This is a genomic window from Sphingomonas sp. PP-F2F-G114-C0414 (assembly GCF_003688595.1).
Taxonomy (GTDB): domain Bacteria; phylum Pseudomonadota; class Alphaproteobacteria; order Sphingomonadales; family Sphingomonadaceae; genus Sphingomonas.
This window is the reverse complement of sequence record NZ_RCWT01000013.1, coordinates 50382-72940: the sequence shown is the minus strand read 5'-3', so window position 1 is coordinate 72940 and position 22559 is coordinate 50382. Positions and strand designations below refer to the sequence as shown.

Genomic DNA, 22559 nt, shown 5'->3' with positions numbered 1-22559 from the left:
CAAAGACGACCATATTGATCTAGAGCAGCAGATCCTGCGCACTGGCCTTGCCGACGCGACCGCCGCCGCTGCGCCGGTCCATCTCATGGTTGGCGGTGAAGCGAATATCGGGATCGCGGTCGGTCATGAACGCCATCAGCGTCTCGTGATCGAGTTCGGACCATTCCTTGCCGCGGTCAGGGCCGTAGCGGACGCGCGGGATCAGGCCGGGGTCGCGCGACCACTCGACGAGCTGCGCGAAGCTCGCCTCGTTGAGCATGTCCCGCAGGTGGAACGCGGTGACGTAGGCGTCGGGGAACGCGCGGTGCGCGGGCAGGCCCCGCTCGTGCTCCATGCCGTGTGGTTTGCGCCAATAGCGCAGCACCTGGTTCGAGAAGCTGGGCGAGTCGGGCCAGAGGCGGAGCGCGCATTTCCAAGTGCAGATCCACTCGGCGTCGCGGGTGAGCGCGGGGGTGCAGAATTTCTGCTCGAAATCGGCGCGGTGCGCGGCGAGCGCGAGCCGGCGTGGCCACGGGTCGAGCACCTGGCGGGCGCAATCATGCCAATACGGCGCGTCGGCGACATGCTCGTCAAGGATGTGGTGGATCGCCTGGGTCACCGGCGGGATCAGTCGGCCGGGATTGACGAGCAGGCTGCCGCCTTCGCCGTAGATCTCCCAGCGGCCGTCCTCGCCGAGCGCGACGTCCTGCCAGCCGATCTCGCAGACGCCGTGCGCGGGCGGGGCCGAGCCGGTCGTCTCGAGGTCGACGACCCGGATCATCTGGGGTTGCGGTTTGGGCTTGGGGTAGGGGGGCGCCATGCCCGCCATGTGGGGACAAAAGCACGCTTAATCCAGCGCGTATGAGTCCTCGACGTCGAGTTCGCGAACGCCGCGGCGCTGGCGAGCGCGGTCGACGAGCTTGCGCAGGCCTTCGCGACGGTCGCGCGCCATCGGAATGTCGCGGAGCGTGAACTCGCCGCCACTGGTGGTGCGATCGCTCGAGGTGAGGATGATCGTGCCGATGTCGGCCATCTGGTTCAGCAGCGAATAGCCGAGGCGGACGTCCTTGATCCGGTAGAGTTCGATCTCGTCGATCGTCTTGAACAGGATGCCGCGCTTGATGATGAGGCGCTGGTCGGTGATCTCGTAGCTGGCGCTGCGGTTCTTGAGCCAGCGGACGCCGATGATGACGAAGCCGACGCCGGCGAGACAGGTGAGGAGGGTGCCCCAACCGGCAAAGCTGCCGAGTAGCCAGCGCCGCGTGCTGGAGCGGAATTCGTCGACTGGGCGCTCCACGGGGGGACTCCTTGGGGTTGTGGCGGGACGGTAGGCTGGGGTGGTGGTGAGTCAATCATGTGTGGCTGTCGCCGGATATTGCCGCCACTCGCCACGTCGTCGTCATCCCCTCGAAGGCGGGGATCTATAGTCTCCGAACGGTTGAGATCCTCTTCTGAGGTTAGCCAGTCTGGTTTCCCGCCTCCGCGGGAATGACGGGGGAGGGGGCGGCACTGCACTGCCTGCCGCGAGGTGCTCGTCAATTCTGCGAGCGCTCCCTCTACCAGCACCACCCCGGCGGAGGCCGGCGCCCAGTTGGGGGACGTTGCTAACGGGGGGCAGCGCGCCGTTATATCCACCTTTCCAATTGGGCCCCGGCCTTCGCCGGGGTGGTGCAATTCTCGCGGTTAGCGTCGCGTTACACCGCTTGCCGACAGGTGCGCATCTACCTCGGTTAGCAGCGTATCAAGTGCTACCTGGTCCTTTGCCTCCGCCCGCACCGTCAGCATCGCCTGCGTGTTCGAGGCTCTCAGCAGCCACCACCCGTTGGCGGTCGTCACCCTCGCACCGTCCGTGAGGTCCATCTCCGCCCCTTCGGATTTCAACCGAGCGATCACCTCGTCCACCACCACGAACTTGCGCATATCCTCGACCGGAAACCGCAGGTCCGGCGTCGCGACCAGCGCCGGCATCGCATTGCGCAATTCGGACAGCGACTGTCCCGACAAATGCACCGCCCGGATGAGGCGGACGGCAGCATAGTGCGCGTCGTCGAAGCCGTAATATTCGCCGGCGAAGAACAGGTGCCCGCTCAACTCCCCGCCGATCGGCGCGCCGGTGCGGGTCATCGCGGTCTTCATCAGGCTGTGGCCTGTGGCGGCCATCACCGGCTCGCCGCCCAACGCCGTGATTCGGTCGAACAGCGCCTGCGAGGACTTCACGTCGGCGACGATCGGCGCGCCGGGGTGCTCGCGCAGCGCAGGTTCGACCAGAATGGAGAGAATCTGATCGCCCCAGATCACCCGTCCCGCGCCGTCGACCGCGCCGATCCGGTCGCCATCGCCGTCGAACGCCAGTCCGAAATCGAGGTTCTTCTCCGCGACCAGGCGTTTGAGATCGGCGAGGTTCGCCTCTTCGGTAGGATCGGGATGATGGTTGGGAAAATTGCCGTCGACTTCGGCGAAGATCACATGATGCTCACCCGGCAGCAGCTGAACGAGCTTCTCGATCACCGGGCCGGCGGCGCCGTTCCCCGTGTCCCAGCCGATCCGGTACGCGCCGCCCGCGTAGCCTGCCATCAGCCGGCCGACATAGGCGTCCAGGACGTCTGCGGTCGTGACCTCGCCCGCGCCTTCGCTCCAGGCGCCCGACGCGGCGAGCGCGGCCAGGTTCTGGATGTCGTCGCCGAAAAATGGCGCGTGGGCGTGCACCATCTTGAAGCCGTTATACTCGGGGGGATTGTGGCTGCCGGTTACCTGGATGCCGCCATCCACCTCTAGCGTCGCTTCCGCGTAATACAGCATCGGCGAGGTGCTGAGGCCGATGCGGACGACGTCGACGCCGCCGGCGACGAGGCCGGACACGAGCGCGGCTTCGAGTTCGGGGGACGAGTTGCGGCCATCATAGCCGACAGCGACGCGGTGGCCGCCCGCCGCGCGGATGCGGGTGGCGAAGCCTCGGCCGATCGCAACGGCGTCGGCGGGGCCGAGCGCTTTGCCGACGATCCCGCGGATGTCGTATTCGCGGAGCGAGGTCGGGTCGAACTGGTGGGTCATTGGCCTGTCTTTCCGTTCGTGCAGAGTTTGTCCTTCGACTTCGCTCAGGACGAACGGCGGTTTGAGGTTAGCGCGCGCGCTTCAGGAGGAGGTCGCGCGCGGCGTTCACTCGACGGGTCAGGTCGGTCGAGCCGCCGCGGTCGGGGTGGACCGAGGCGATCAGGCGGCGGTGGGCGCTGCGGATCGCGTCGGCGTTCGCGCTGCTGTCTATGCCGAGGATCGAGCGGGCCTCCGCTTCATCCGTTACGACGCGCTGCTTCGGCTTGGGGCGGAGATAATGCCACGCCGCCCAAATAAACAGCGCGGCGACGATCCACTTCACGCAGCGACGTCCGGCGCTTGCTCGACAACTTCGGGCAATTGCAACGCGGCCATCATCTCGCGCAATTCCTGGCGTGCCGCGACATGCGCGAGGCCCATGCTACCGAACGCCTTCGCATCGATCATCGTCAGCCCGGCGGGGAACATCTCGCGGTAGATCACGCGCTCGCCGAGCCCCGGGATGATCCGGAAGCCGACGCGCTTGGCGAGTTGAGCGAGTGCATCCGACACGCGGCGCATGTTGCGCGCCTCGATATGCTGGAGGCGGTTGCGCAGCACGACCCAGTCGATCGTCGTGCCGTCGGCGCGCGCGCGCTGCTTCCGCGCGTCCCAGATCAGTTCGGAATAGAAGCTCGGGCGCGTCACCTGATACGTCTCGGGATCGACCTGGCCGATCAGGTCGAAGTCGACGAAGCTGTCGTTCATCGGCGTCACCAGTGTGTTCGCCAGCGCCGCAGCGGTGCGGGCGAACGGATCGTCGCGGCCCGGCGTGTCGACGACCAGGAAGTCCGAGCCTTCGCACAGCGAGTGCCACAGGTCCTCGAACTGATCCTCGCTCTGGTCGGACAGCGTCGCATGGCGCGGCATCGGCAGCACCGAACCGTTGCGTCTCATCGTCTCGGCGCGGTTGTCGAGATAGCGGCCGACGGTGCGCTGGCGGTGATCCAGATCGAGACACGCGACGCGCGCACCCTTGGCGGCAAGCGCGATCGCGACGTGCACCGCGGTCGTCGACTTGCCGGTGCCGCCCTTCTCGTTGGCGAACACGATGACATGCGTCGAAGCTTGGGGTGAGTCGGGGCCCGTGGCCAACGCGCGTTTCCTTATTGATCGTAACAGTCACCCTTCATAGAAGCCGCGACCGCACTTATCGAGTAGGAGTTTCACGTGGACACCGTCCGGGACCTTAATGCGTTGCGCGAGAGCGTCGCCGCCTTCCGTGCGGCGGGGCAGCGCGTCGCGCTCGTTCCGACGATGGGCGCGCTCCACGCCGGCCATGTCGCGCTGATCGAAGCGGCGAAGCGGCCGGGGACAAAAGTCGTTGCGTCGATCTTCGTCAATCCGACGCAGTTCGGCCCGAACGAGGATCTGTCGCGCTATCCGCGGCGCGAGATGGCCGATATCCGGATGCTCAACGAAGCCGGGTGCGACCTGCTCTGGCTGCCGTCGGTCGAGACGATGTATCCCGATGGCTTCGCGACGTCGGTGCGGGTCTCGGGTGTCAGCGATGGGTTCGACGGCGCCTCGCGGCCCGGTCATTTCGATGGTGTCGCGACGGTCGTGTCGAAGCTATTCAACCAAGTTGGGCCCGATGCGGCGTATTTCGGCGAGAAGGATTACCAGCAGCTCGCCGTCGTCCGGCGGTTCGTGGCGGATCTCGATTTCGCGATAGATATCGTCGGGGTGCCGACGCAGCGCGACGACGACGGTTTGGCGATGTCGTCGCGCAACATCTATCTCGACGATGAGCAGCGCAAGCAGGCCGTGGCCTTGCCGCGAGCCCTCGGCGTCGCGGCGCGAGCGATCGCGAAGGGCGAGGACGTCGAGTCGGTGCTCGACGATGCGCGGACGACGTTGGTCGGGGCGGGGTTCACGATCGACTACGTCGCGCTGGCGGATGCCGAGACGCTGGCGGAGAACCCGGCAGCGGACCGTCCGCGGCGGTTGCTGGCGGCGGCGCGGATGGGCGCGACGCGGTTGATCGATAACATCGCCATCAAGGCGCCAGACGCGTTGTAAAAAATGAGCGTTAACCCATTAACCATTTCGTAGCCCGAATCACGGCACTCTGTCCTCACGAACATTGGGGGCAAGATCATGGGCAGCAGTTTCAAGAACGCGAATATCGGAATCGAACGTCGTCTGGCGGATGCCGCACGCGGCGACGACCGGGCGTGCTACGAACTCGGGATGGTGTATTCGACGGGGACGTCGGGTGTCGTCCTCGACCTGATCGAGGCACACAAGTGGTTCAACCTGGCGGCGGTGTCGGGGCACATCGCGGCGCAGGAGTGCCGGGCTGAGATCGCCGAGGACATGACGGCTCGGGAGATCTCGGTGGCGCAGCGCGCCGCGCGGGATTGGATGCAGTTGACGCAACGCCGGGCTGCTTAATCCTCCCCGGAACGGGGAGGGGGACCGTTCGCCGCTTGGCGAAGGGTGGAGGGGGATTACCACGAGCGTAGCGTTCGTGGGGCTCACCTTACGCAGCGTTACGCTTGGGGAAGCCCCCCTCAACCATCCTTTGGATGGTCCCCCTCCCCTTGCAGGGGAGGATTAGGCTTCGGCTTTCTTCTTTGGCGCGGCTTTCTTGGCGGGGGCCTTTTTCGCCGCCGGCTTCTTGGCAGGCGCTTTCTTCTTCTTCGTTGCCGGCGCCGCGGCGGCGCGTGCGTCGATCAGCGAGGCCGCTTCCTCGAGCGTCAGCTGGTCCTTCTCGATCGACTTGGGCAGCGTCGCGTTGGTGGTGCCGTCGGTGACGTAGGCGCCATAGCGCCCTTCCATCAGCTTGATCTCGGCCTCCGTGCGCGGATGGTTGCCGAGGACCTTGAGCGGTGCCTGAGCCCCCCGCGCGGTGCGTCCGCCGCCGGCCGCCGCTTCGGCGAGCTTCACGACCGCCGCATTCATGCCCGTCTCGAACACGTCGGCCGTGGTCTGGAGCCGCGCGTATTTGCCCGCGTGCTTAAGATACGGTCCGAACTTGCCGATCGTCGAGATGATCGGTTCGCCGGTCTCGGGGTGGTTGCCGACCGTCCGCGGAAGCGACAGCAGCTTGACCGCCCATTCGAGGTTCAGCTCGCCGATGTCCTTCGGGATCGACGCCATCTTGCGGTCTTCGCCTTCGCCGATCTGCAGATACGGGCCGAAGCGTCCCGACTTGCGCTCGATCGGCTGCCCGGTGTCGGGGTGCGTGCCGAGCGTCGAGGGACCCGCATCCGCCTCGGCGTCGCCGCCGGGCTGCGCGAAGCGGCGCGTATATTTGCACTCGGGGTACTTCGAGCACGCGATGAACGCCCCGAACTTGCCGCCGCGAAGCGCCAGCTGCCCCTCGCCGCAGTTGGGGCAGAGCCGCGGATCGCCGCCGTCAGCCTTGGCCGGGAACAGATACGGCGCGAGGAAGGTGTCGAGTTCGGCGGTGATCGCCGACGGTTGCTGCTCCATCACCTCGTTGGTACGCGGTTTGAAATCGCGCCAGAACGCGTCGAGCACCGACTGCCACTGCGCGCGGCCGCCGGAGACGTCGTCGAGTTCTTCTTCCAGCTCGGCGGTGTAGTCGTAGCCGACGTACTTCTCGAAGAAGCGCTCGAGGAACGCCGTCACCAGCCGCCCGCTCTCCTCGGCGAAGAACCGATTCTTCTCGATCCGGACGTAGGCGCGGTCCTTTAGCGTCTTGATGATCGACGCGTAGGTGGACGGGCGGCCGATGCCGAGTTCCTCCATCCGCTTGACCAGCGAGGCTTCGGAGAAGCGCGGCGGCGGCTGGGTGAAATGCTGCTCGGCGTCGACCTTCTTCTTGGCGGGCGCATCGCCCTCGCGCATCCGCGGCAGGCGGCGGGCGTCCTCATCGGCCGAGTCATCCGACCCTTCCTCGTACAAGGCGAGATAGCCGGGGAAGAGCACGACCTGGCCGGTGGCGCGGAGGATGTTGCGGCCGGTGCCGTCGGCCATCTCGACCGTGGTGCGCTCCATCCGCGCGGACGCCATCTGGCTGGCCAGCGCGCGCTTGAAGATCAGGTCGTAGAGGCGTGCGTGATCGCCGCCGCCGGCCTTGTCCTTGCCGAAATCGGTCGGGCGGATCGCTTCGTGCGCTTCCTGCGCGTTCTTCGCCTTCGACTGATATTGCCGCGGCTTGTCGGGGACATAGCTCGCGTCGAAGCGGTTCGCGACGGCCAGGCGCGCGGCGCTGATCGCGCTCGAATCCATCTGCACGCCGTCGGTACGCATGTAGGTGATCGTGCCGTCCTCGTAGAGGCCCTGCGCGATCCGCATCGTGTGATCGGCCGAGAAACCGAGTTTCCGCGATGCCTCCTGCTGCAGGGTCGAGGTCGTGAACGGCGGTGGCGGGTTGCGACCGGCGGGCTTGGTCTCGACCGACTGGACGGAGAAATTGCCGTCGAGCACGGCCTGCTTGGCGCGCAGGGCATCGCCTTCGTTGCCGATCGACAGGCGGTCGAGCTTGTTGCCCTCGAACTGCGTCAGCCGCGACGTGAACGCGGTGCCGTCATGCTCCATCTCGGCGGTGACGGACCAGTATTCCTGCGGCTTGAAGACGTCGATCTCGCGCTCGCGCTGGACGATCAAACGGAGCGACACCGATTGGACGCGACCGGCCGACTTGGCGCCGGGCAGCTTGCGCCACAGCACCGGCGAGAGCGTGAAGCCGACCAGGTAATCGAGCGCGCGGCGGGCGCGATAGGCGTCGATCAGGTCGTCGTCCAACTCGCGCGGGTTCTTCATCGCCTCGGTCACCGTGGCCTTGGTAATCGCGTTGAAGGTGACGCGCTCGACCTCCTTGGGCAGCGCCTTCCGTGCGCGCAGCACTTCGCGGACATGCCACGAGATCGCCTCGCCCTCGCGATCGGGATCGGTCGCGAGGATCAGGCGGTCAGCGATCTTGGCGAGATCGGTGATCGCCTTCAGCTGCTTCGACTTGTCCGCGTAATTCTCCCACGTCATTGCGAACGCATCGTCGGGATCGACCGAACCGTCCTTGGGCGGCAGGTCGCGGACATGGCCGTAGCTGGCCAGGACGCGGTAATCGCTGCCCAGATACTTCTCGATGGTTTTGGCCTTGGCAGGCGATTCGACGATGACAAGCTGCATGGGGAAACCGGGGTCCTTACGTGTACGCGTACGAGGGTGGGGACGAAGGGGCGGTGCCGTCAACCCGCAGAGGGTTCAGAGTGAAGTGCAGAAAGTGCAGACGCTGGCGCGGGTTTTCCAGAGGGTCGCGAGCGAGAGGGGGCGAGATTGACAGCATATCCTTTGAGGATGGCAGGCTGCGGCGATGTAGGACTGCGTCCGCGAAACCGCCGGCACGGGCCACCGGTTTGAGCCTTTGCCGAAGTCAAATTGACCGATTCGGGTCTTTGTCGAAGCCAAATCGGGGGCGATCATGCGCGGCGAACTTACTTTGCATTAACCAGGCGGTGCATAGGTAAGCGTATGAAATTCCAGCTAAGTCGGATGTGGATCCCTGCGCAGATCGCTAATGCGACAGTTGCGCTCGTCGCGTTGACGATGTGGCCGCCAGCATCGGGTTCGATGCTGTTGGTGCCGCTCGATCAAGATGGCGGAGCGGCGGTGCAGGGTGCGCTGGCGGGCGGCGCGGCGTTGCTCGGGGCCGGGCCGATTCCGGGATCGCTGGTTGTCGTTGGCGATCGTGCCCGCATTGCCCCCCAGGTCGCGTGGAATATCGTCATTATGGCCGCTCCGCCCGCAGGCTGCGGGGCCGATGTCGGTGCTGGGAGGCCAGCATGAATCGAATCGCCGCAGTGCTGAAGTCGGCCTTCTCCCAGCTGAATTTCGGGGCGAAACTGGGGGCCACCGCAAAAATCGGGGATGATGCCGGCCTCAACCCGCTCGACCGGCTGCGGCGTCGCGCCGTCCAAGCCTGGGCGGTGATCGGCTGGATTTCGCTGGGGGGGCTACTGATAGGCAACGCCGTATTGGGCGCGGGCGCGAGCGTCCCGCTGTTGGTCATCGGCGCCATCATCACGGCGGGGCCGACCGCGATGGCGCTCCGCGGGCGCTACGATGTCGAGGCCCGGACGTTAATGGGGTCGCTCGCCGCGGTGATCCCGGCAATGCTCGTTTTCCTGCTCAAGGGGCATCCGTGGCAGATGGATGCACACATGTATTTCTTCGTCGGGATGGCGGCGCTGGTAATGTTGGCGGACTGGCGGCCGATCGCGCTGGCGACGGTGCTGACTGCAGCGCATCATCTTGCGCTCGAATGGTGGGCCCCGGAATTCGTGTTCACCGGCACGGGCAATCTCGGCCGGGTGATCTTTCATGTCGTGGCGGTCGGGCTGCAATTCGGCGCGTTGACGGTGCTGACGATCCAGCTCGAGCGGCTGTTTCGGTCACAGAGCGCGGCGTTGCGGCGGTCGCGCGAGTTGACGGAGTTGGCGGAGGACGGTCAGCGGCGGACCGAAGAGGCGATGCATCAGGCGCGTGCGGCGGAGGCGGTGGCGGCGCGAGAACGCCAGCAGCGCGAGGACCAGGCGACGCGGATCGCGAGCGAGCGGCGCGGCGAGCTGGTGACGCTGGCGAACGAGTTCGATCACTCGGTGACGTCGGTGGTGAAGAGCATCGGTCAGGCGACCGAACGACTAGAGCATGCGGCTGTGCGGCTCGAGGACGTTACCGGCGGCGCGACCCAAGATGCGGTTGAGGCGGCATCGGGCGCAGGCCGGGCGGCGCGCGACATAGCGCATGTCGCGTCGTCGATCCGCGACCTGTCCGAATCGATCCGGACGATCGCGATCGCGGCCGATCAGCAATCGGAATTGACCGTGGTGGCAAGCCTGGAGGCGCAGCGCAGCGTGCAGACGGTGGCGATGCTGGAGGATCACGCGGTCCAGATCGAGGTCTTTCTCGACGATATCCGCGAACTGGCGAGCAAGACCAATTTGCTGGCGCTGAACGCGACGATCGAGGCGGCACGGGCGGGCGACGCTGGGCGCGGGTTCGCGGTCGTCGCGGGTGAAGTGAAAGTGCTGTCGGCGGATACCAAGCGGGCAAGCGACCGGATCAGCACGCTGCTCGCCGGGATCCGCGAAGGCGTCGCAGATACGGGTGAGAAACTGCGCAGCGTCAACACCGCGATCGGCCAGGTCTCGGTGGCGGCATCGGGGATCGCGACTGCGGTTGGCGAGCAGCGCTTCACGGCGCAGGAGGTCGATGCGGGTACGGCGCGCGCGGTCGACGCGGCGGACGAGATCGGCACCCGGATCGACGGCGTGGCGGCGGCGGCGGGATCGGCCTCGTTATTGTCGGCGTCGGTGCGGGGCAGTGCCAGCGACCTGGCAGCGAGCGCGCGAAATTTGCGGTCGTCGACCGACCTGTTCGTCTCGTTCCTGCAATCGGACGATGCGGCGGCGGCTTAGTTCCCAAGTCGCCCCCAATCTTTTCGAGATTAGCGCTCAAGCGACCCTTGCCTTGGGGGGCTCGGTCGACGATCGTGAATGTCCGGGTGGAGCGGCGTCAGGTCAGGCTGACCCGGCCGCCGGCGTGGCGTTCGAGGCGGCCGCTTAGCTCGAGTTCGAGCAACACCATTTGCACGACGGCGGGGGGAAGGTGCGACTGACGGATGAGTTCGTCGATCGCGACCGCGACCGGGCCTAGCAGGTCGGTGATCCTGCGGCGGTCGGTATCGCTGGCATCCTGTGAGGGCGAGGCGGCGTAGGTTTCGATCGGGGAGCGGACCGAGCGCGGGTCGAACGGGCGGATCTGTTCGAGGATGTCGGCGGCGGATTGAACGAGCGTGGCGCCTTCGCGGATCAGGAGGTTGCAGCCTTGCGCGCGGGGATCGAGCGGGCTGCCGGGGACGGCCATAACTTCGCGGCCGGATTCGTTGGCGAGGCGCGCGGTGATCAGCGAGCCGGATTTGGGGACGGCCTCGACCACCACCGTGCCGATCGCGAGGCCGGCGATGATGCGGTTGCGCGAGGGGAAATTGCGCGCCTTGGGCTCTGTGCCAGGGGGCTGCTCGGCAAGGAGGAGGCCCTCGGTGGCGATGCGCTCCTGCAGTACGGTGTTGTCGGGTGGGTAGGCGATGTCGATACCGCTGGCGATGACGCCGATCGTGGCACCGCTGGAACCGCCGCCCAGCGCGCCGATATGCGCGGCGGTGTCGATGCCGCGGGCGAGGCCGGAGACGATCGTGGTGCCTTCCTCGGCGAGTTGCAGCGCGAGCTGGCGGGCGAAGCGGCAGGCCGCGGCGGACGCGTTGCGCGCGCCGACCATGGCGATGCAGGGGCGGCTGGCGTGCGCGATGTCGCCGCGGAATATGAGGGCCGGGGGGGCGGTCTCGATCTCGGCGAGCAGGCGGGGATAGTCGGGGTCGTCGAGGAAGAGATAGCGCGCGCCGAGCCTGGCGGAGGCGGCCATTTCGCGTTCGACTAGCGCTGCGTCGGCGATTTTCGGCGCGCGTCCGCCGCCACGCTGGGCGAGCACGGGGAGTGCTTCGATCGCGGCGTCGGCGCTGCCGAAGCGGGCGATGAGCTGGCGATAGGTAACCGGTCCGATCCCGGTCGTGCGGATTAGCCGAAGTCTTGAGACCGTCGGGTCAGCCACTCTTTTGCCGGTTGGAACCGATGCGCGGCTCGGTGCCGGAGAACAGGCGTTCGATGTTCTCGCGGTGCTTCCACAGGACGATCAGCGCTAGCGCGAGGAGCAGCAGGACGAGGTCGAACCGGCCGAACAGCGCCGCGGCAAACGGCGCGCTGAGCGCGGCGGCCATGCCCGCGACCGAGGATATCCGCAGACCCGCGAGCAGGCCGAGCCAGACGACCGCGTACACCAGTCCGAGCGGCCAGTGGAGCGCGACGACGATGCCCATGAGCGTCGCGACGCCCTTGCCGCCCTTGAACTTCAGCCAGACGGGGTAGCAATGGCCGATGAACGCACCGGCCGCTGCGAGCAGCGCGTTGCCCGGGAACAGGTGTGCGACCAGCAGCACGGCGACTGCGCCCTTGGCCATGTCGAGCAGCAGCGTGGCGGCGGCGAGGCCCTTTCGACCGGTGCGCAGGACGTTGGTCGCGCCGATGTTGCCCGAGCCGATCGTGCGCAGATCGCCCGCGCCGCCGAGCCGCGTAAGGATGACGCCGAACGGGATCGAGCCGAGCAGATAGCTCAGCACGAGCGATAGCGTGGGCGCGACCCAGAGAATTTCCGTCTGCAACTATGTCCCCCGTTCTGGAGGGGCTTATAAACGACGCGGGGCTGACGGCAAATGGCGTCGCTGGGCATCGATCTCACGCCTCCCGTCATCCTGTCGAAAGTCAGGACCCAGGATTACAGGCGGTGTCTTTCGTGGCTCTGGGTCCTGACTTTCGTCAGGATGACGAGAAGGAGCTCTGGTTCCGGCGGGGCCTTCCGTCCTAAGAGCGCCGCATGGACACGCGCCCCATCCTGTTCTTCGATTCCGGTGTCGGCGGGTTGTCGATCGTCGGTCCGGCGCGCGCGGCGCTGCCCGATGCGCCGTTCGTCTATGCCGCCGACTCGGCCGGTTTTCCGTACGGGACCAAGAGCGAGGCGGAGATCGCGGCGCGGGTGCCGGTGTTGCTGGGGCGGCTGGCGGAGCGGTATCGGCCGCGGTTGATCGTGATCGCGTGCAATACGGCCTCGACGATTGCGCTGCCGGTGGTGCGCGCGGCGCTCGACCTGCCGGTGGTCGGAACGGTGCCGGCGATCAAGCCGGCCGCGCTGCTTTCGAAGACGCGAACGATCGGCGTGCTGGGGACCGAGGCGACGGTGCGGCAGGCGTATGTCGATGATCTGGCGGCGAAGTTCGCGGGCGATTGCACGGTGCTGCGCTACGGCTCGGCGGCCCTGGTCGAGATGGCCGAGGCGAAATTGCACGGCCGAGTCGTCGCGCCGGAACGCTATGCAGCGGTGCTAGATGGCTTGTTTTCACAACCTGGTGGCGGGGCGATCGACGTGATCGTCAATGCCTGCACGCATTTTCCACTGGTGGAAGCGGAGCTTGCGGTCGCTGCTCCCGGCGTGCGCTTCGTCGATGGCGGACCGGGGATCTCGCGGCGGATCGTGCATCTCATGCAGGGCGAATCTTGGTCGGGAGCGGGGGAGGGCGTTGCCGTTTTCACCCGGTTGGGCGACGAGGAGCGCGCGCTCGGACCCGCCTTGGCGGCGCACGGGTTTGGCAGGATCGAGCAGCTTTAAGCGCTGACCTGGGACAATGTGCCACCTTGCGTCGCGGCCGCATCGTGGCAATGTGCTGCCAGGATGAGGAAAGCGATCACCGTAAGAGCGGTATTACGCTGGAACTGAGTGAAAGTGAGGCGTAGTGCCCAAGGCCATGATTATCGACGGCAAAACGGCAACGGACGGCATCAGTGGTCCGCGAGTTGATTATTCGCGCGTGTTCACGCAGGCGATCGACCGGTTGCATGCCGAAGGGCGCTACCGGGTGTTCATCGACATCCTCCGCAACAAGGGCGCGTTTCCGAACGCGCGCTGCTTCGCCGGGCATAACGGGCCGAAGCCGATCACCGTCTGGTGCTCGAACGATTACCTCGCGATGGGCCAGCACCCCAAGGTGATCGCGGCGATGGAAGAGGCGTTGCACGACGTCGGCGCGGGCTCGGGCGGCACGCGCAATATCGGCGGCAACACGCATTACCATGTGGACCTGGAAGGCGAACTCGCCGACCTGCACGGCAAGGAAGCCGCTTTGCTGTTCACCAGCGGATATGTGTCGAACGAGGCGACCTTGGCGACGTTGGCCAAGGTGCTGCCGGGCTGCATCATCTTTTCCGACGAGCTGAACCACGCATCGATGATCGCGGGCATCCGCAACTCGGGCTGCGAAAAGCGCGTGTTTCGGCACAACGATCTCGCGCATCTTGAAGAGCTTCTCGCGGCCGAAGATTCGGCGGCACCGAAGCTGATCGCGTTCGAGAGCGTGTATTCGATGGAGGGCGACATCGCGCCGATCTCGGCGGTGTGCGACCTCGCCGACCGGTACAACGCGCTGACCTATTGCGACGAAGTCCACGCGGTCGGGATGTATGGCGCGCGCGGCGGCGGCATCTCGGAGCGGGACGAGGTCGCGCACCGGATCACGATCCTCGAGGGGACGCTTGGCAAGGCGTTCGGCGTGATGGGGGGCTATATCGCCGCCGATCGCACGATCGTCGACGTGATCCGTTCGTATGCACCGGGGTTCATCTTCACGACGTCGCTGTCGCCGGTGCTGGTCGCTGGCGTCCTGGCTAGCGTGCGGCATCTGAAGGCGTCCAGCGTCGAGCGCGAGGGGCAGCAGGCGTCGGCCGCGATGCTGAAGGCGATGCTGAAGGACGCCGGGCTGCCGGTGATGATTGGCGATACGCATATCGTGCCGCTGATGGTCGGCGATCCGGTCAAGGCGAAGAAGATCAGCGACGTGCTGCTTGCCGAATACGGCGTGTATGTGCAGCCGATCAACTATCCGACCGTGCCGCGCGGCACGGAACGGCTGCGGTTCACGCCGGGCCCTGCGCATACCGAGGCGATGATGCGCGAACTGACCGATGCGCTGGTGGAGATCTGGAGCCGGCTGGACCTGCGCAAGGCGGCTTGAGGCTCAGTCGACGATAATGTCGATGTTCAACTCTGGGATGGCAATAGGCTGGCCGAACGGGATCAGCCGTTTGTCCTCGTAATCACCGGCGCGGGGCTTGGCCATCACATGCGTCCGACGCGCGTTGATATCGACGACCCAATAATGTGGCACGAACGCCTCAGCATAGTCGCTTCTCTTGGCGCCGAGATCGAGCGCGAGGCTCGTATCCGCGATCTCGACAGCGAGAAACAGCGCAACGCGGTCGAACAAGGTCGCGCGCAGATCGGGATCCCGAAGCACTGCCACATCCGGTTCGCGTAGCGTGTCGGCGGCCAAGCGGACGGTCGGCTCCTGCCCGACGATCCATTCGGTGCCGAGCGCGGCGAAGGCGGATTGCAAGCGCAGGAAGGCGATGCGCTGCGCGTTCCAGTGCGGTACGTTTGCCGGTGACATCCGCATAATCTCCCCGTTGACCAGTTCGACCTTGCCTAGCCAGTCGGCAATCGGCGGATGACGGACGAGCTCCATGAACTCGGCGGTGGTGAAACGCGCGGGCCTGGAAGCCATTTGGGTGATGTGCTCGGCGACGCTCATAGCGTCAGTATAGCATTCCCGCGGACCCGAGTCACAGTATAGCCGCCAGTAACGTCAGGACGCCAAGGCCTAGCGACAGGGGTATGCGCAAGGCCATCCAGCCGGGTGGCGCGATGCCGGCGCGGACCAGCGCGCGGTCGACGAGCAGCGCGGCGATCAGGCTGATGCCGAGCACGACCAGCGACGGACCGGGCCAGCGCAGGCCGACCATCCAGGGCCAGGCGGTGGCCAGCGCGATCAGCGAGGGTGCGACGCTGGCGAACCAGAGCCAGCGCGGTGGCGAATCGGTGCGCGCGGCCAGACCCCACCAGAGACCGCCGAGGAAGCTCAGGATGATCGCGGCGTAAGCGTAGGCGATCGCCAGCGCGGAGAATCGGCTTTGCGGATCGCCGCTCAGCAGCAGCGCGACCGCCGCGAGTTGCGGGAGGAGGCCGCTCAGCCCCAATAGGCGCGCGATCGGCGGGATGCCGCCGGTCGCGGCGGGTCGCTGGGGCATCAGACGCGCGCGACCACGCCGGTAGCGACGACCGGGCCGGTCGGCAGGCCGGTCGGCGAGCCGCCGAGCGGTTCGACCGATATCGCCAGCGTCGCGCCGGGGGTTATGCGCCCGCGGTCGACGCCCTTCGGCGCGAGCGAGGTCGGACGGCCGGAGAGCAGGCCGAGCGAATGCGGCACGCCGTCGCCACCGATCACCCAGAGTTGCGCGACGCGCGCGTTCGGAACGCCGGGACCTGCGGCGACGCGGAGCGCGCCGTTTGCGGGATCGTACACTGCTGCAACCGGCGACTTCGCATCGCCGAGCATCGCCACAAGCACGCTGGTCGGGCGCGCGGCCGGTATTGAGGGGGCGATCGGTTGCGAGACGGGCACGGTCGGCTCTGGACGGACCATGACGAACAGCAACAGCGATGCGGCGATCGCGCTGGTGACGGCGGCGAGCGCCGGCCAAGCGAAGCGGCTCGTTTGCGCAGAGGCTGGCGTACCATCGAGACTGGCTTCGATCCTCGCGGCGAGATGCGGCGGCGCGGCGCGTTCGGGCCAGAGGTCGAACAGGACTGCCAAGCGCGACCGCCACCATTCGACCTGGGCGGCGAAACCGGGTTCGGCGAGCACGCGGCGCAGCGCTGCCCCACGCTCTTCACCGTCGAGCAGGCCGAGTGCGAGTTCGGCGGCGGCAACGTCCTCAGGCACGCCGGTATCGGGGGTCGGATCAACCATCGAGGCAATCCTTCAGGCGGGCGAGGCCGCGGCGGACCCAGCTCTTCATCGTGCCCAGCGGCACGGCGCGCTTGATCGCGAGTTCGGCGTAGGTGATGCCGTCGAAGAACGCGGTGCGGATCGCGTCGCGCTGTTGCGGTTCGAGACCGTCGAGGCACTCGATCAGTTCGCGCGAGGATTCGCTCGCCAGCATCCCTGCCTCTGCACCCTCGCCGGGATCGGCGACGTCGGGCGCATCGTCGAGCGGACTAGTGCGGCGGACGCCTTGCGCACGCTGCCAGTCGATGGCGCGGTTGCGCGCGATCGTCGCCAACCAGGTTATCGGGCTCGCGCGGCCGGGTTCCCAGGCACCGGCGCGTTTCCAGATCGTGAGATAGACCTCGTGCAGCACATCCTCCGCGGCTTGGGCGTTGCCACAGATACGGTGGGTGATCCCGAAAAGCTTCGCGCTGGTAAGCGTATAGAGTTCGCGAAACGCTTCGCGGTCCTCCTGGCCAGTTCGCAGCAGCACTTCGGAGAGGTGCGCGCGGGCGGCGTCGGCGTTGGCATGTGCGATAGTCACGGACGGGAACCTAGCGGCTAAGTCGCTCGCGGCAATAGCCTTCGCCGGGCTTCACGGTGAGGCAGTCGGTTTTGCCGAACAGATATTTTAGCCCGGTCGCGTCACCGTTGGTCGGGCGCAGAGTTTCGCGGATGCCTTTGCGATCGAACGATATCGTGTCGCCGGTCGCGGTGCCGTCGAACGTGCCCTTGTTGTCGAGGTCCCACTGCATGGTGAGCGCGTAGTGACCAGGTGCCGCGGCATGGGCGACGTCGAGCACCATGCCTTCTACGCCGATCCAGCGGCCGGTGTAGTCGGGCGCTTTGGGCTTTGGGGCAGCGACCTTGCGCTCGACCGATCCGGCGGAGGTCATGTTGCCGTCGCTGCTGGTATCGGGGGCGGGGCCGGAGCAGGCGGTCAGCGCGGCGGCGGCAAGCAGGGTGAGGGCTTTCATGGACGTCTCCTATGGCGCAGGCGAGCGAGTCAGCATTGTGCTCCGTCATCATGACGAAATTCAGGACCCAGAGTAACGCAGAACGGCGCTTTGTAACCCTGGGTCCTGACTTTCGTCAGGATGACGGAGTTAAGTGGGATGCCGTCGTCATCACGACCCGCGAACAGGTGTGGCAAATCCGCGCTCGGGTCGGTATGGGGCTGGGCACCCGATCCCCCGTCACAGGAATACGCCAGGTGCGCATCGCCATCGCGTCCGATCATGCTGCCGTTTCGTTGAAAGCGGTGCTCGCCGCGTGGCTGCGCGAGGCGGGACATGATGTGCTCGATCTCGGGCCCGAGGGCACCGCCAGCGTCGATTATCCCGATTACGGGTTCAAGCTGGCGTCCGCGATCGCCGATGGTAGCGCGGACCGCGGCATCGCGCTGTGCGGCTCCGGGATCGGCATCTCGATCGCCGCCAATCGCAATCCAGCCTGCCGCTGCGCGCTCGTGTCCGAACCGCTGTCGGCGAGCCTTGCGCGCATCCACAACGACGCCAACGCTATCGCGATGGGCGCCCGCCTGATCGGCGAAGAAATGGCGAAGGCGTGCGTCGAAGCTTTCCTGTCCGCCGAATTCGCCGGCGGCCGTCATCAACTCCGTGTCGACAAGTTAAAGGTCCCCGCATGAGCACTCAGCCCCGCGAACTCCACGATGTCCAGCCCGATGGCTTTTTCACGCGCGGCCTGGCCGATGCAGACGCTGCCGTATTCGCCGGCGTGGCTGCCGAACTCGAGCGCGAGCAGACGCAGATTGAGCTGATCGCGTCGGAGAACATCGTCTCGAAGGCGGTGCTCGAGGCGCAGGGTTCGGTGTTCACGAACAAGTACGCCGAGGGCTATCCGGGCAAGCGCTATTATCAGGGCTGCGCGCCGTCGGACGTTGTCGAGACGCTCGCGATCGAGCGTGCCAAGCAGATCTTCGGCTGCGGGTTCGTCAACGTGCAGCCGCATTCGGGCGCGCAGGCGAATGGCGCGGTGATGCTCGCGCTCGTCAAGCCGGGCGACACTATCCTCGGCATGAGCCTCGATGCGGGCGGCCACCTGACGCACGGCGCGAAGCCGGCGATGTCGGGCAAGTGGTTCAACGCGGTCCAGTACGGCGTCGATGCGACCACGCATTTGATCGACTATGACCAGGTCGAGGCGCTGGCGGTCGAGCATCAGCCGAAACTGATCATCGCGGGTGGCTCGGCCTATCCGCGCGTCATCGATTTCGCGAAGTTCCGCGCGATCGCGGACAAGGTCGGCGCGTATTTCATGGTCGACATGGCGCATTTCGCCGGGATCGTCGCAGCCGGACTGCACCCGACCCCGTTCGGCCATGCACATGTCGTGACGACCACCACGCACAAGACTCTGCGGGGCCCGCGCGGTGGCATGATCATGACCAATGACGAGGGCGTAGCGAAGAAGATCAACTCGGCGGTGTTCCCGGGGCTCCAGGGCGGGCCGCTGATGCACGTGATCGCAGCGAAGGCGGTCGCGTTCGGCGAGGCGCTGCAGCCTGATTTCAAAAGCTACATCGCGGCGGTCGTCGAGAACGCGAAGGTGCTGGCGGCGACGCTCAAGGAGCGCGGATCGGATGTCGTCTCGGGCGGCACCGACACGCATCTCGCGCTGATCGACCTTACGCCGCTGGGCATCACCGGGCGCGATGCGGACGAGGCGCTGGAGCGCGCGGGGATCACCTGCAACAAGAACGGCATCCCCAACGATCCGCTGCCGCCCGTCAAGACCAGCGGCATCCGCGTCGGCTCGCCCGCGGGGACGACGCGTGGGTTCGGCCCGGCGGAGTTCCGCGAGATCGGCAACATGGTCGCCGACGTGCTGGACGGCCTTGCGAAAAAGGGCGAGCATGGGGACCCGGAAGTCGAGGCGGACGTTCGGACCCGCGTGCGGGCCCTGTGCGCGCGCTTCCCGATCTATCAAGGATAAGTAGCATGTCGAAGTTCGACGACGTCCAGAACGACATCAAGGCGACCCCCGGCCTCGGCAAGAGCATGGCCAAGTGGAGCGCACTCGGCGCGGTCGTGGCGATCCCGGTGCCGGTGATCGGCCCGATCTTCGGCGCACTCGCGGGCGCGGGCTACGCGTACTACAAGGGCAAGAAGAAGGTCTGAATGCGCTGCCCCTTCTGCGGACATGAAGACAGCCAGGTAAAGGACAGCCGCCCCACCGAAGACGGGGCGGCGATCCGACGCCGGCGCCAGTGCGAAGGGTGCGCCGCGCGTTTCACGACGTTCGAGCGGATTCAACTGCGCGAGCTGTTCGTGTTGAAGAGCGAGGGGCGCAGGGAGCCTTTCGACCGGGAGAAGCTGCTCAGGTCGTTGTCGATCGCTACGCGGAAGCGGGCGATCGAGGCGGGGCGGATCGAAAAGCTGGTGAGTGGAATCCAGCGGCGGCTGGAGACGCTGGGCGAGAACGACGTGACGTCGAAGCGGATCGGCGAGATGGTGATGGACGGGCTCAAGGGGCTCGATTCGGTCGCGTATATCCGGTTTGCGAGTGTTTATCGCGATTTCAGCGAGGCGAAGGACTTCGAGGCTTTTGCCGGGAGTGTTGAGGAGGTTGGGCGGGCAGAGTGATGTGCTCCCTTACTTGTCCTTCGATACGCGCTCTCGACTTCGCTCGATCGCTACTCGGGACGAACGGAATGGGAGTGAGTCCGCCCCTCATGATACGTCCGGTCGCCCATCTCCAGACCGGACCTTTCCCCACTCCCGTTCGTCCCGAGTAGACGTCGAGCTTGTCGAGACGACGTATCGAGGGATAAGCCCCAAAAATGACATTCTGGGCCTATGTGGTGCGCTGCGCCGATGACAGTTATTACACCGGACATACGGACGATCTGGAGCGCCGGATCGGCCAGCATAATCTCGGCGAGATCGCGGGATACACGCAGACGCGACGCCCGGTGACGCTGATGTGGTGCCAGGATTTCGGCAGCCGGCAGGAAGCGCTCGAAGCGGAGTTCCAAGTCAAGGGCTGGTCGCGGCGCAAGAAGGAAGCGCTCGCGCGGGAGGATTGGGCGGATCTGCACGATGCGGCGATTCCCCCGCGGGAGCGTGCCCTTCGACTTCGCTCAGGGCGAACGGAAGGTGGGGGCATCTCTTCGGAAGAGGAGATGCGTGTCATTTCGGGTGGTGAGACCCACGACCGATCGGAAGAGGGGGAGGGGCCCCCATCTTCCCCCCCCGTTCGTGCTGAGCGAAGTCGAAGCACCTTGGCGGACGAAATCCCACCTCCAGTCATAGTCCTGGTCCGCCCCCAACTCGGCGAAAACATCGGTAAGGCCGCGCGCGCGATGCTGAACTTCGGGCTCACCGAAATGCGCCTCGTCTCCCCCAGAGACGGCTGGCCCAACCCCTCCGCCGGCCCCGCCGCCAGCGGTGCCGACATCGTCCTCCAGAACGCCAAGGTCTACGACAGCGTCGCCGCCGCCACCGCCGACTGCGCGCAGGTGTTCGCCACCACGGTGCGCAAGCGCGGCGTCACCAAACCCGTCGTCACCCCCGAGCAGGCCGCGACCGAGATCCACGCCGCCCCCGGCCGCTCCGCGATCCTGTTCGGGCCCGAGCGCTCCGGCCTCGAAACCGACGACGTCGCAGTCGCGCGGACGATCATTACGGTGCCGATCAATCCGGAGTTCGGCTCGCTCAATCTTGCCCAGGCGGTGATCCTGGTCGCATATGAATGGTCGAAGGGCCTCACCGCCGAGCGCGAACTGTCGCAGCCGTCGATCAACCCGATCATGCCGCCTGCGCCGCAGGAGGAGCTCGACGGGATGATCGGGCAGCTCGATGCGATGCTAATGGGGGCGGGGTTCTTCCACCTGCCCGACAAGATGCAGTCGACACGGCGAACGCTGCGGACGCTACTGACCAAGCCGGCCTGGTCGAGCCAGGAGATCCGAACTCTCCGCGGCGTGCTGTCGTCGCTGGCGGGGAAGCGACCGCGAGCCTAGCGCCGGTCGAAGGCGGCGAGTTCGTAGGCGATCGAGGCTTCGACCAGGCGTTCCCACAGATCCGCGACCACGGCCTCCGGAACGCCCAGTCTCGCCGCCTCGGCCCGCGCGTTGTCGATCACCTGCGCCTTCCGCGCTTCATCCCGCACGTGCCCGCGCTCGGGCTTGATCCGCGCGGCGGCGTCCATGTACGCGAACCGCTTGGCGATGAGCGCGACCAGGTCGCGGTCGAGCGCATCGACGCCTGCGCGGACGTCGGTCATGGTGGTGCAATCTGGGCCAGGGAGAATGGTCATGCGCCGTCTCTTGCCGAGCCCCATCCGGCCTGTCCAGCTTGACTCTGGACCGCCCCCCGTCTAGGCGCCCGCCTTCGCAATGGCCCTGCACCCCGGTGAAGCGGTGGCCCTGCCCTGTCTGGACATCCGTCTCGTACAGCCAGCAGAGCGATACCGGGAACAACGTTGTTAGCATTTGCCAAGGACTTACTATGTCGAAGCGTCAAAGCGCGAAGTACAAACTCGATCGCCGTATGGGCGAGAACATCTGGGGTCGTCCCAAGTCGCCGGTCAACAAGCGCGAATACGGCCCGGGCCAGCACGGCCAGCGCCGCAAGGGCAAGGTCAGCGATTTCGGTATCCAGCTGCGCGCCAAGCAGAAGCTCAAGGGCTATTACGGCGACGTGACCGAGAAGCAGTTCCGTGCGTGCTACCACGAGGCTGCGCGTCTGAAGGGCGATACCTCGCAGAACCTGATCGGCCTGCTCGAGCAGCGCCTCGACATGATCGTCTACCGCGCCAAGTTCGCACCGACGATCTTCGCGGCCCGCCAGATCGTCTCGCACGGCCACATCCGCGTCAACGGCGTGAAATGCAACATCGCCTCGCGTCGCTGCTTCGTCGGCGACGAGATCACGCTGGGCACCAAGGCGCAGGAAATGGCGCTGGTCATGGAAGCCCAGAGCCTCGCCGAGCGCGAGATCCCCGACTATGTCGCGCCCGACGGCGCCGCCAAGGTCACCTTTACGCGCGTCCCGACGCTCGACGAAGTGCCTTACCCGGTGAAGATGGAACCGAACCTGGTCGTCGAATTTTACTCGCGTTAAGCCGA

Annotated in this window: 26 protein-coding genes; 12 read left to right on the top strand and 14 right to left on the bottom strand. The window is 66.3% G+C overall.

Features of this window, described 5'->3' with window-relative positions; translation table 11 throughout:
• Positions 1-19 precede the first annotated feature (19 nt).
• From C8J47_RS14885 to C8J47_RS14865, 5 genes are all read right to left on the bottom strand, one after another.
• Positions 20-799, bottom strand: coding sequence for an exonuclease domain-containing protein (locus tag C8J47_RS14885; protein ID WP_107964229.1), 780 nt, complete (start codon positions 797-799; stop codon positions 20-22).
• A gap of 27 nt (positions 800-826) precedes the next feature.
• Entirely contained in the window at positions 827-1276 is a 450-nt protein-coding gene (locus tag C8J47_RS14880) for a PH domain-containing protein (RefSeq protein WP_121886334.1), read from the bottom strand.
• A gap of 386 nt (positions 1277-1662) precedes the next feature.
• Positions 1663-3030 (bottom strand): phosphoglucomutase/phosphomannomutase PgmG, encoded by a 1368-nt coding sequence (pgmG, locus tag C8J47_RS14875; protein WP_121886333.1) that lies wholly within the window; start codon positions 3028-3030, stop codon positions 1663-1665.
• A gap of 67 nt (positions 3031-3097) precedes the next feature.
• Positions 3098-3352, bottom strand: coding sequence for a DnaJ domain-containing protein (locus C8J47_RS14870; protein ID WP_056053349.1), 255 nt, complete (start codon positions 3350-3352; stop codon positions 3098-3100).
• Entirely contained in the window at positions 3349-4164 is an 816-nt protein-coding gene (locus C8J47_RS14865) for a division plane positioning ATPase MipZ (RefSeq protein ID WP_060525970.1), read from the bottom strand. Before C8J47_RS14865 ends, C8J47_RS14870 begins: the two co-directional genes overlap by 4 nt.
• Before the next feature lie 75 nt (positions 4165-4239).
• Here C8J47_RS14865 and panC point away from each other — a divergent pair, with 75 nt between their 5' ends.
• Positions 4240-5091, top strand: coding sequence for a pantoate--beta-alanine ligase (gene panC / locus C8J47_RS14860; RefSeq protein WP_121886332.1), 852 nt, complete (start codon positions 4240-4242; stop codon positions 5089-5091).
• 78 nt (positions 5092-5169) lie between these two features.
• On the top strand, positions 5170-5466 hold the full coding sequence (locus C8J47_RS14855; protein WP_121886331.1) for a sel1 repeat family protein: 297 nt from the start codon (positions 5170-5172) through the stop codon (positions 5464-5466).
• A gap of 162 nt (positions 5467-5628) precedes the next feature.
• Here the strand turns inward: C8J47_RS14855 and topA are convergent, their stop codons facing one another.
• Positions 5629-8172 (bottom strand): type I DNA topoisomerase, encoded by a 2544-nt coding sequence (gene topA, locus C8J47_RS14850; RefSeq protein WP_121886330.1) that lies wholly within the window; start codon positions 8170-8172, stop codon positions 5629-5631.
• A 363-nt stretch (positions 8173-8535) separates the two neighbouring features.
• Here topA and C8J47_RS14845 point away from each other — a divergent pair, with 363 nt between their 5' ends.
• Both C8J47_RS14845 and C8J47_RS14840 read left to right on the top strand, forming a co-directional pair.
• On the top strand, positions 8536-8829 hold the full coding sequence (locus tag C8J47_RS14845; protein ID WP_121886329.1) for a hypothetical protein: 294 nt from the start codon (positions 8536-8538) through the stop codon (positions 8827-8829).
• On the top strand, positions 8826-10460 hold the full coding sequence (locus tag C8J47_RS14840; RefSeq protein WP_121886328.1) for a methyl-accepting chemotaxis protein: 1635 nt from the start codon (positions 8826-8828) through the stop codon (positions 10458-10460). Before C8J47_RS14845 ends, C8J47_RS14840 begins: the two co-directional genes overlap by 4 nt.
• A 97-nt stretch (positions 10461-10557) precedes the next feature.
• Here C8J47_RS14840 and dprA read toward each other — a convergent pair whose 3' ends face one another.
• Together dprA and plsY are read right to left on the bottom strand one after the other, a co-directional pair.
• Positions 10558-11649: a DNA-processing protein DprA gene (dprA, locus tag C8J47_RS14835; RefSeq protein ID WP_121886327.1), complete on the bottom strand. Its 1092-nt coding sequence runs from the start codon at positions 11647-11649 to the stop codon at positions 10558-10560.
• On the bottom strand, positions 11642-12256 hold the full coding sequence (gene plsY / locus C8J47_RS14830) for a glycerol-3-phosphate 1-O-acyltransferase PlsY (RefSeq protein WP_121886326.1): 615 nt from the start codon (positions 12254-12256) through the stop codon (positions 11642-11644). The genes dprA and plsY overlap by 8 nt, the downstream gene beginning before the upstream one ends.
• Before the next feature lie 212 nt (positions 12257-12468).
• Here plsY and murI point away from each other — a divergent pair, with 212 nt between their 5' ends.
• Both murI and hemA read left to right on the top strand, forming a co-directional pair.
• The gene (gene murI, locus C8J47_RS14825; protein WP_121886325.1) at positions 12469-13257 is read left to right on the top strand and encodes a glutamate racemase; all 789 of its coding nucleotides are present in this window, start codon (positions 12469-12471) and stop codon (positions 13255-13257) included.
• 136 nt (positions 13258-13393) lie between these two features.
• Complete coding sequence (gene hemA / locus C8J47_RS14820; protein ID WP_121886512.1) at positions 13394-14656, top strand: 5-aminolevulinate synthase; 1263 nt, start codon at positions 13394-13396, stop codon at positions 14654-14656.
• Between the two features lie 3 nt (positions 14657-14659).
• Here the strand turns inward: hemA and C8J47_RS14815 are convergent, their stop codons facing one another.
• From C8J47_RS14815 to C8J47_RS14795, 5 genes are read right to left on the bottom strand one after another with little or no spacing between them, the layout of a single operon-like run.
• Positions 14660-15232, bottom strand: coding sequence for a Uma2 family endonuclease (locus C8J47_RS14815; RefSeq protein ID WP_121886324.1), 573 nt, complete (start codon positions 15230-15232; stop codon positions 14660-14662).
• A gap of 31 nt (positions 15233-15263) precedes the next feature.
• Complete coding sequence (locus C8J47_RS14810; protein ID WP_121886323.1) at positions 15264-15728, bottom strand: DUF3429 domain-containing protein; 465 nt, start codon at positions 15726-15728, stop codon at positions 15264-15266.
• Positions 15728-16450, bottom strand: coding sequence for an anti-sigma factor domain-containing protein (locus C8J47_RS14805; protein WP_121886322.1), 723 nt, complete (start codon positions 16448-16450; stop codon positions 15728-15730). The genes C8J47_RS14810 and C8J47_RS14805 overlap by 1 nt, the downstream gene beginning before the upstream one ends.
• Positions 16443-17012, bottom strand: a complete 570-nt coding sequence (locus C8J47_RS14800) for a sigma-70 family RNA polymerase sigma factor (protein ID WP_121886321.1) — start codon at positions 17010-17012, stop codon at positions 16443-16445. Before C8J47_RS14800 ends, C8J47_RS14805 begins: the two co-directional genes overlap by 8 nt.
• A 10-nt stretch (positions 17013-17022) precedes the next feature.
• A complete protein-coding gene (locus C8J47_RS14795) occupies positions 17023-17445 on the bottom strand; it encodes a hypothetical protein (RefSeq protein WP_147454345.1) in 423 nt (140 codons plus the stop codon).
• Positions 17446-17681: 236 nt separating this feature from the next.
• On the opposite strand from C8J47_RS14795, the gene rpiB reads away from it, so the two are divergent.
• The 5 genes from rpiB to C8J47_RS14770 all read left to right on the top strand — a co-directional run bounded on the left by rpiB (position 17682) and on the right by C8J47_RS14770 (position 21452).
• On the top strand, positions 17682-18116 hold the full coding sequence (gene rpiB, locus C8J47_RS14790; protein WP_121886319.1) for a ribose 5-phosphate isomerase B: 435 nt from the start codon (positions 17682-17684) through the stop codon (positions 18114-18116).
• The gene (locus C8J47_RS14785; RefSeq protein ID WP_121886318.1) at positions 18113-19423 is read left to right on the top strand and encodes a serine hydroxymethyltransferase; all 1311 of its coding nucleotides are present in this window, start codon (positions 18113-18115) and stop codon (positions 19421-19423) included. The genes rpiB and C8J47_RS14785 overlap by 4 nt, the downstream gene beginning before the upstream one ends.
• Positions 19424-19428: 5 nt before the next feature.
• The gene (locus tag C8J47_RS14780) at positions 19429-19608 is read left to right on the top strand and encodes a hypothetical protein (protein ID WP_056053298.1); all 180 of its coding nucleotides are present in this window, start codon (positions 19429-19431) and stop codon (positions 19606-19608) included.
• Positions 19609-20073, top strand: a complete 465-nt coding sequence (nrdR, locus tag C8J47_RS14775; RefSeq protein WP_056487307.1) for a transcriptional regulator NrdR — start codon at positions 19609-19611, stop codon at positions 20071-20073. It abuts the gene before it with no gap.
• A 197-nt stretch (positions 20074-20270) separates the two neighbouring features.
• A complete protein-coding gene (locus C8J47_RS14770) occupies positions 20271-21452 on the top strand; it encodes a TrmH family RNA methyltransferase (RefSeq protein ID WP_121886317.1) in 1182 nt (393 codons plus the stop codon).
• Here C8J47_RS14770 and C8J47_RS14765 read toward each other — a convergent pair.
• Positions 21449-21748 (bottom strand): chorismate mutase, encoded by a 300-nt coding sequence (locus tag C8J47_RS14765; protein ID WP_121886316.1) that lies wholly within the window; start codon positions 21746-21748, stop codon positions 21449-21451. The two genes, C8J47_RS14770 and C8J47_RS14765, sit on opposite strands and share 4 nt — an antisense overlap.
• A gap of 191 nt (positions 21749-21939) precedes the next feature.
• On the opposite strand from C8J47_RS14765, the gene rpsD reads away from it, so the two are divergent.
• Positions 21940-22554: a 30S ribosomal protein S4 gene (gene rpsD, locus C8J47_RS14760; protein ID WP_121886315.1), complete on the top strand. Its 615-nt coding sequence runs from the start codon at positions 21940-21942 to the stop codon at positions 22552-22554.
• Positions 22555-22559: the final 5 nt, after the last annotated feature.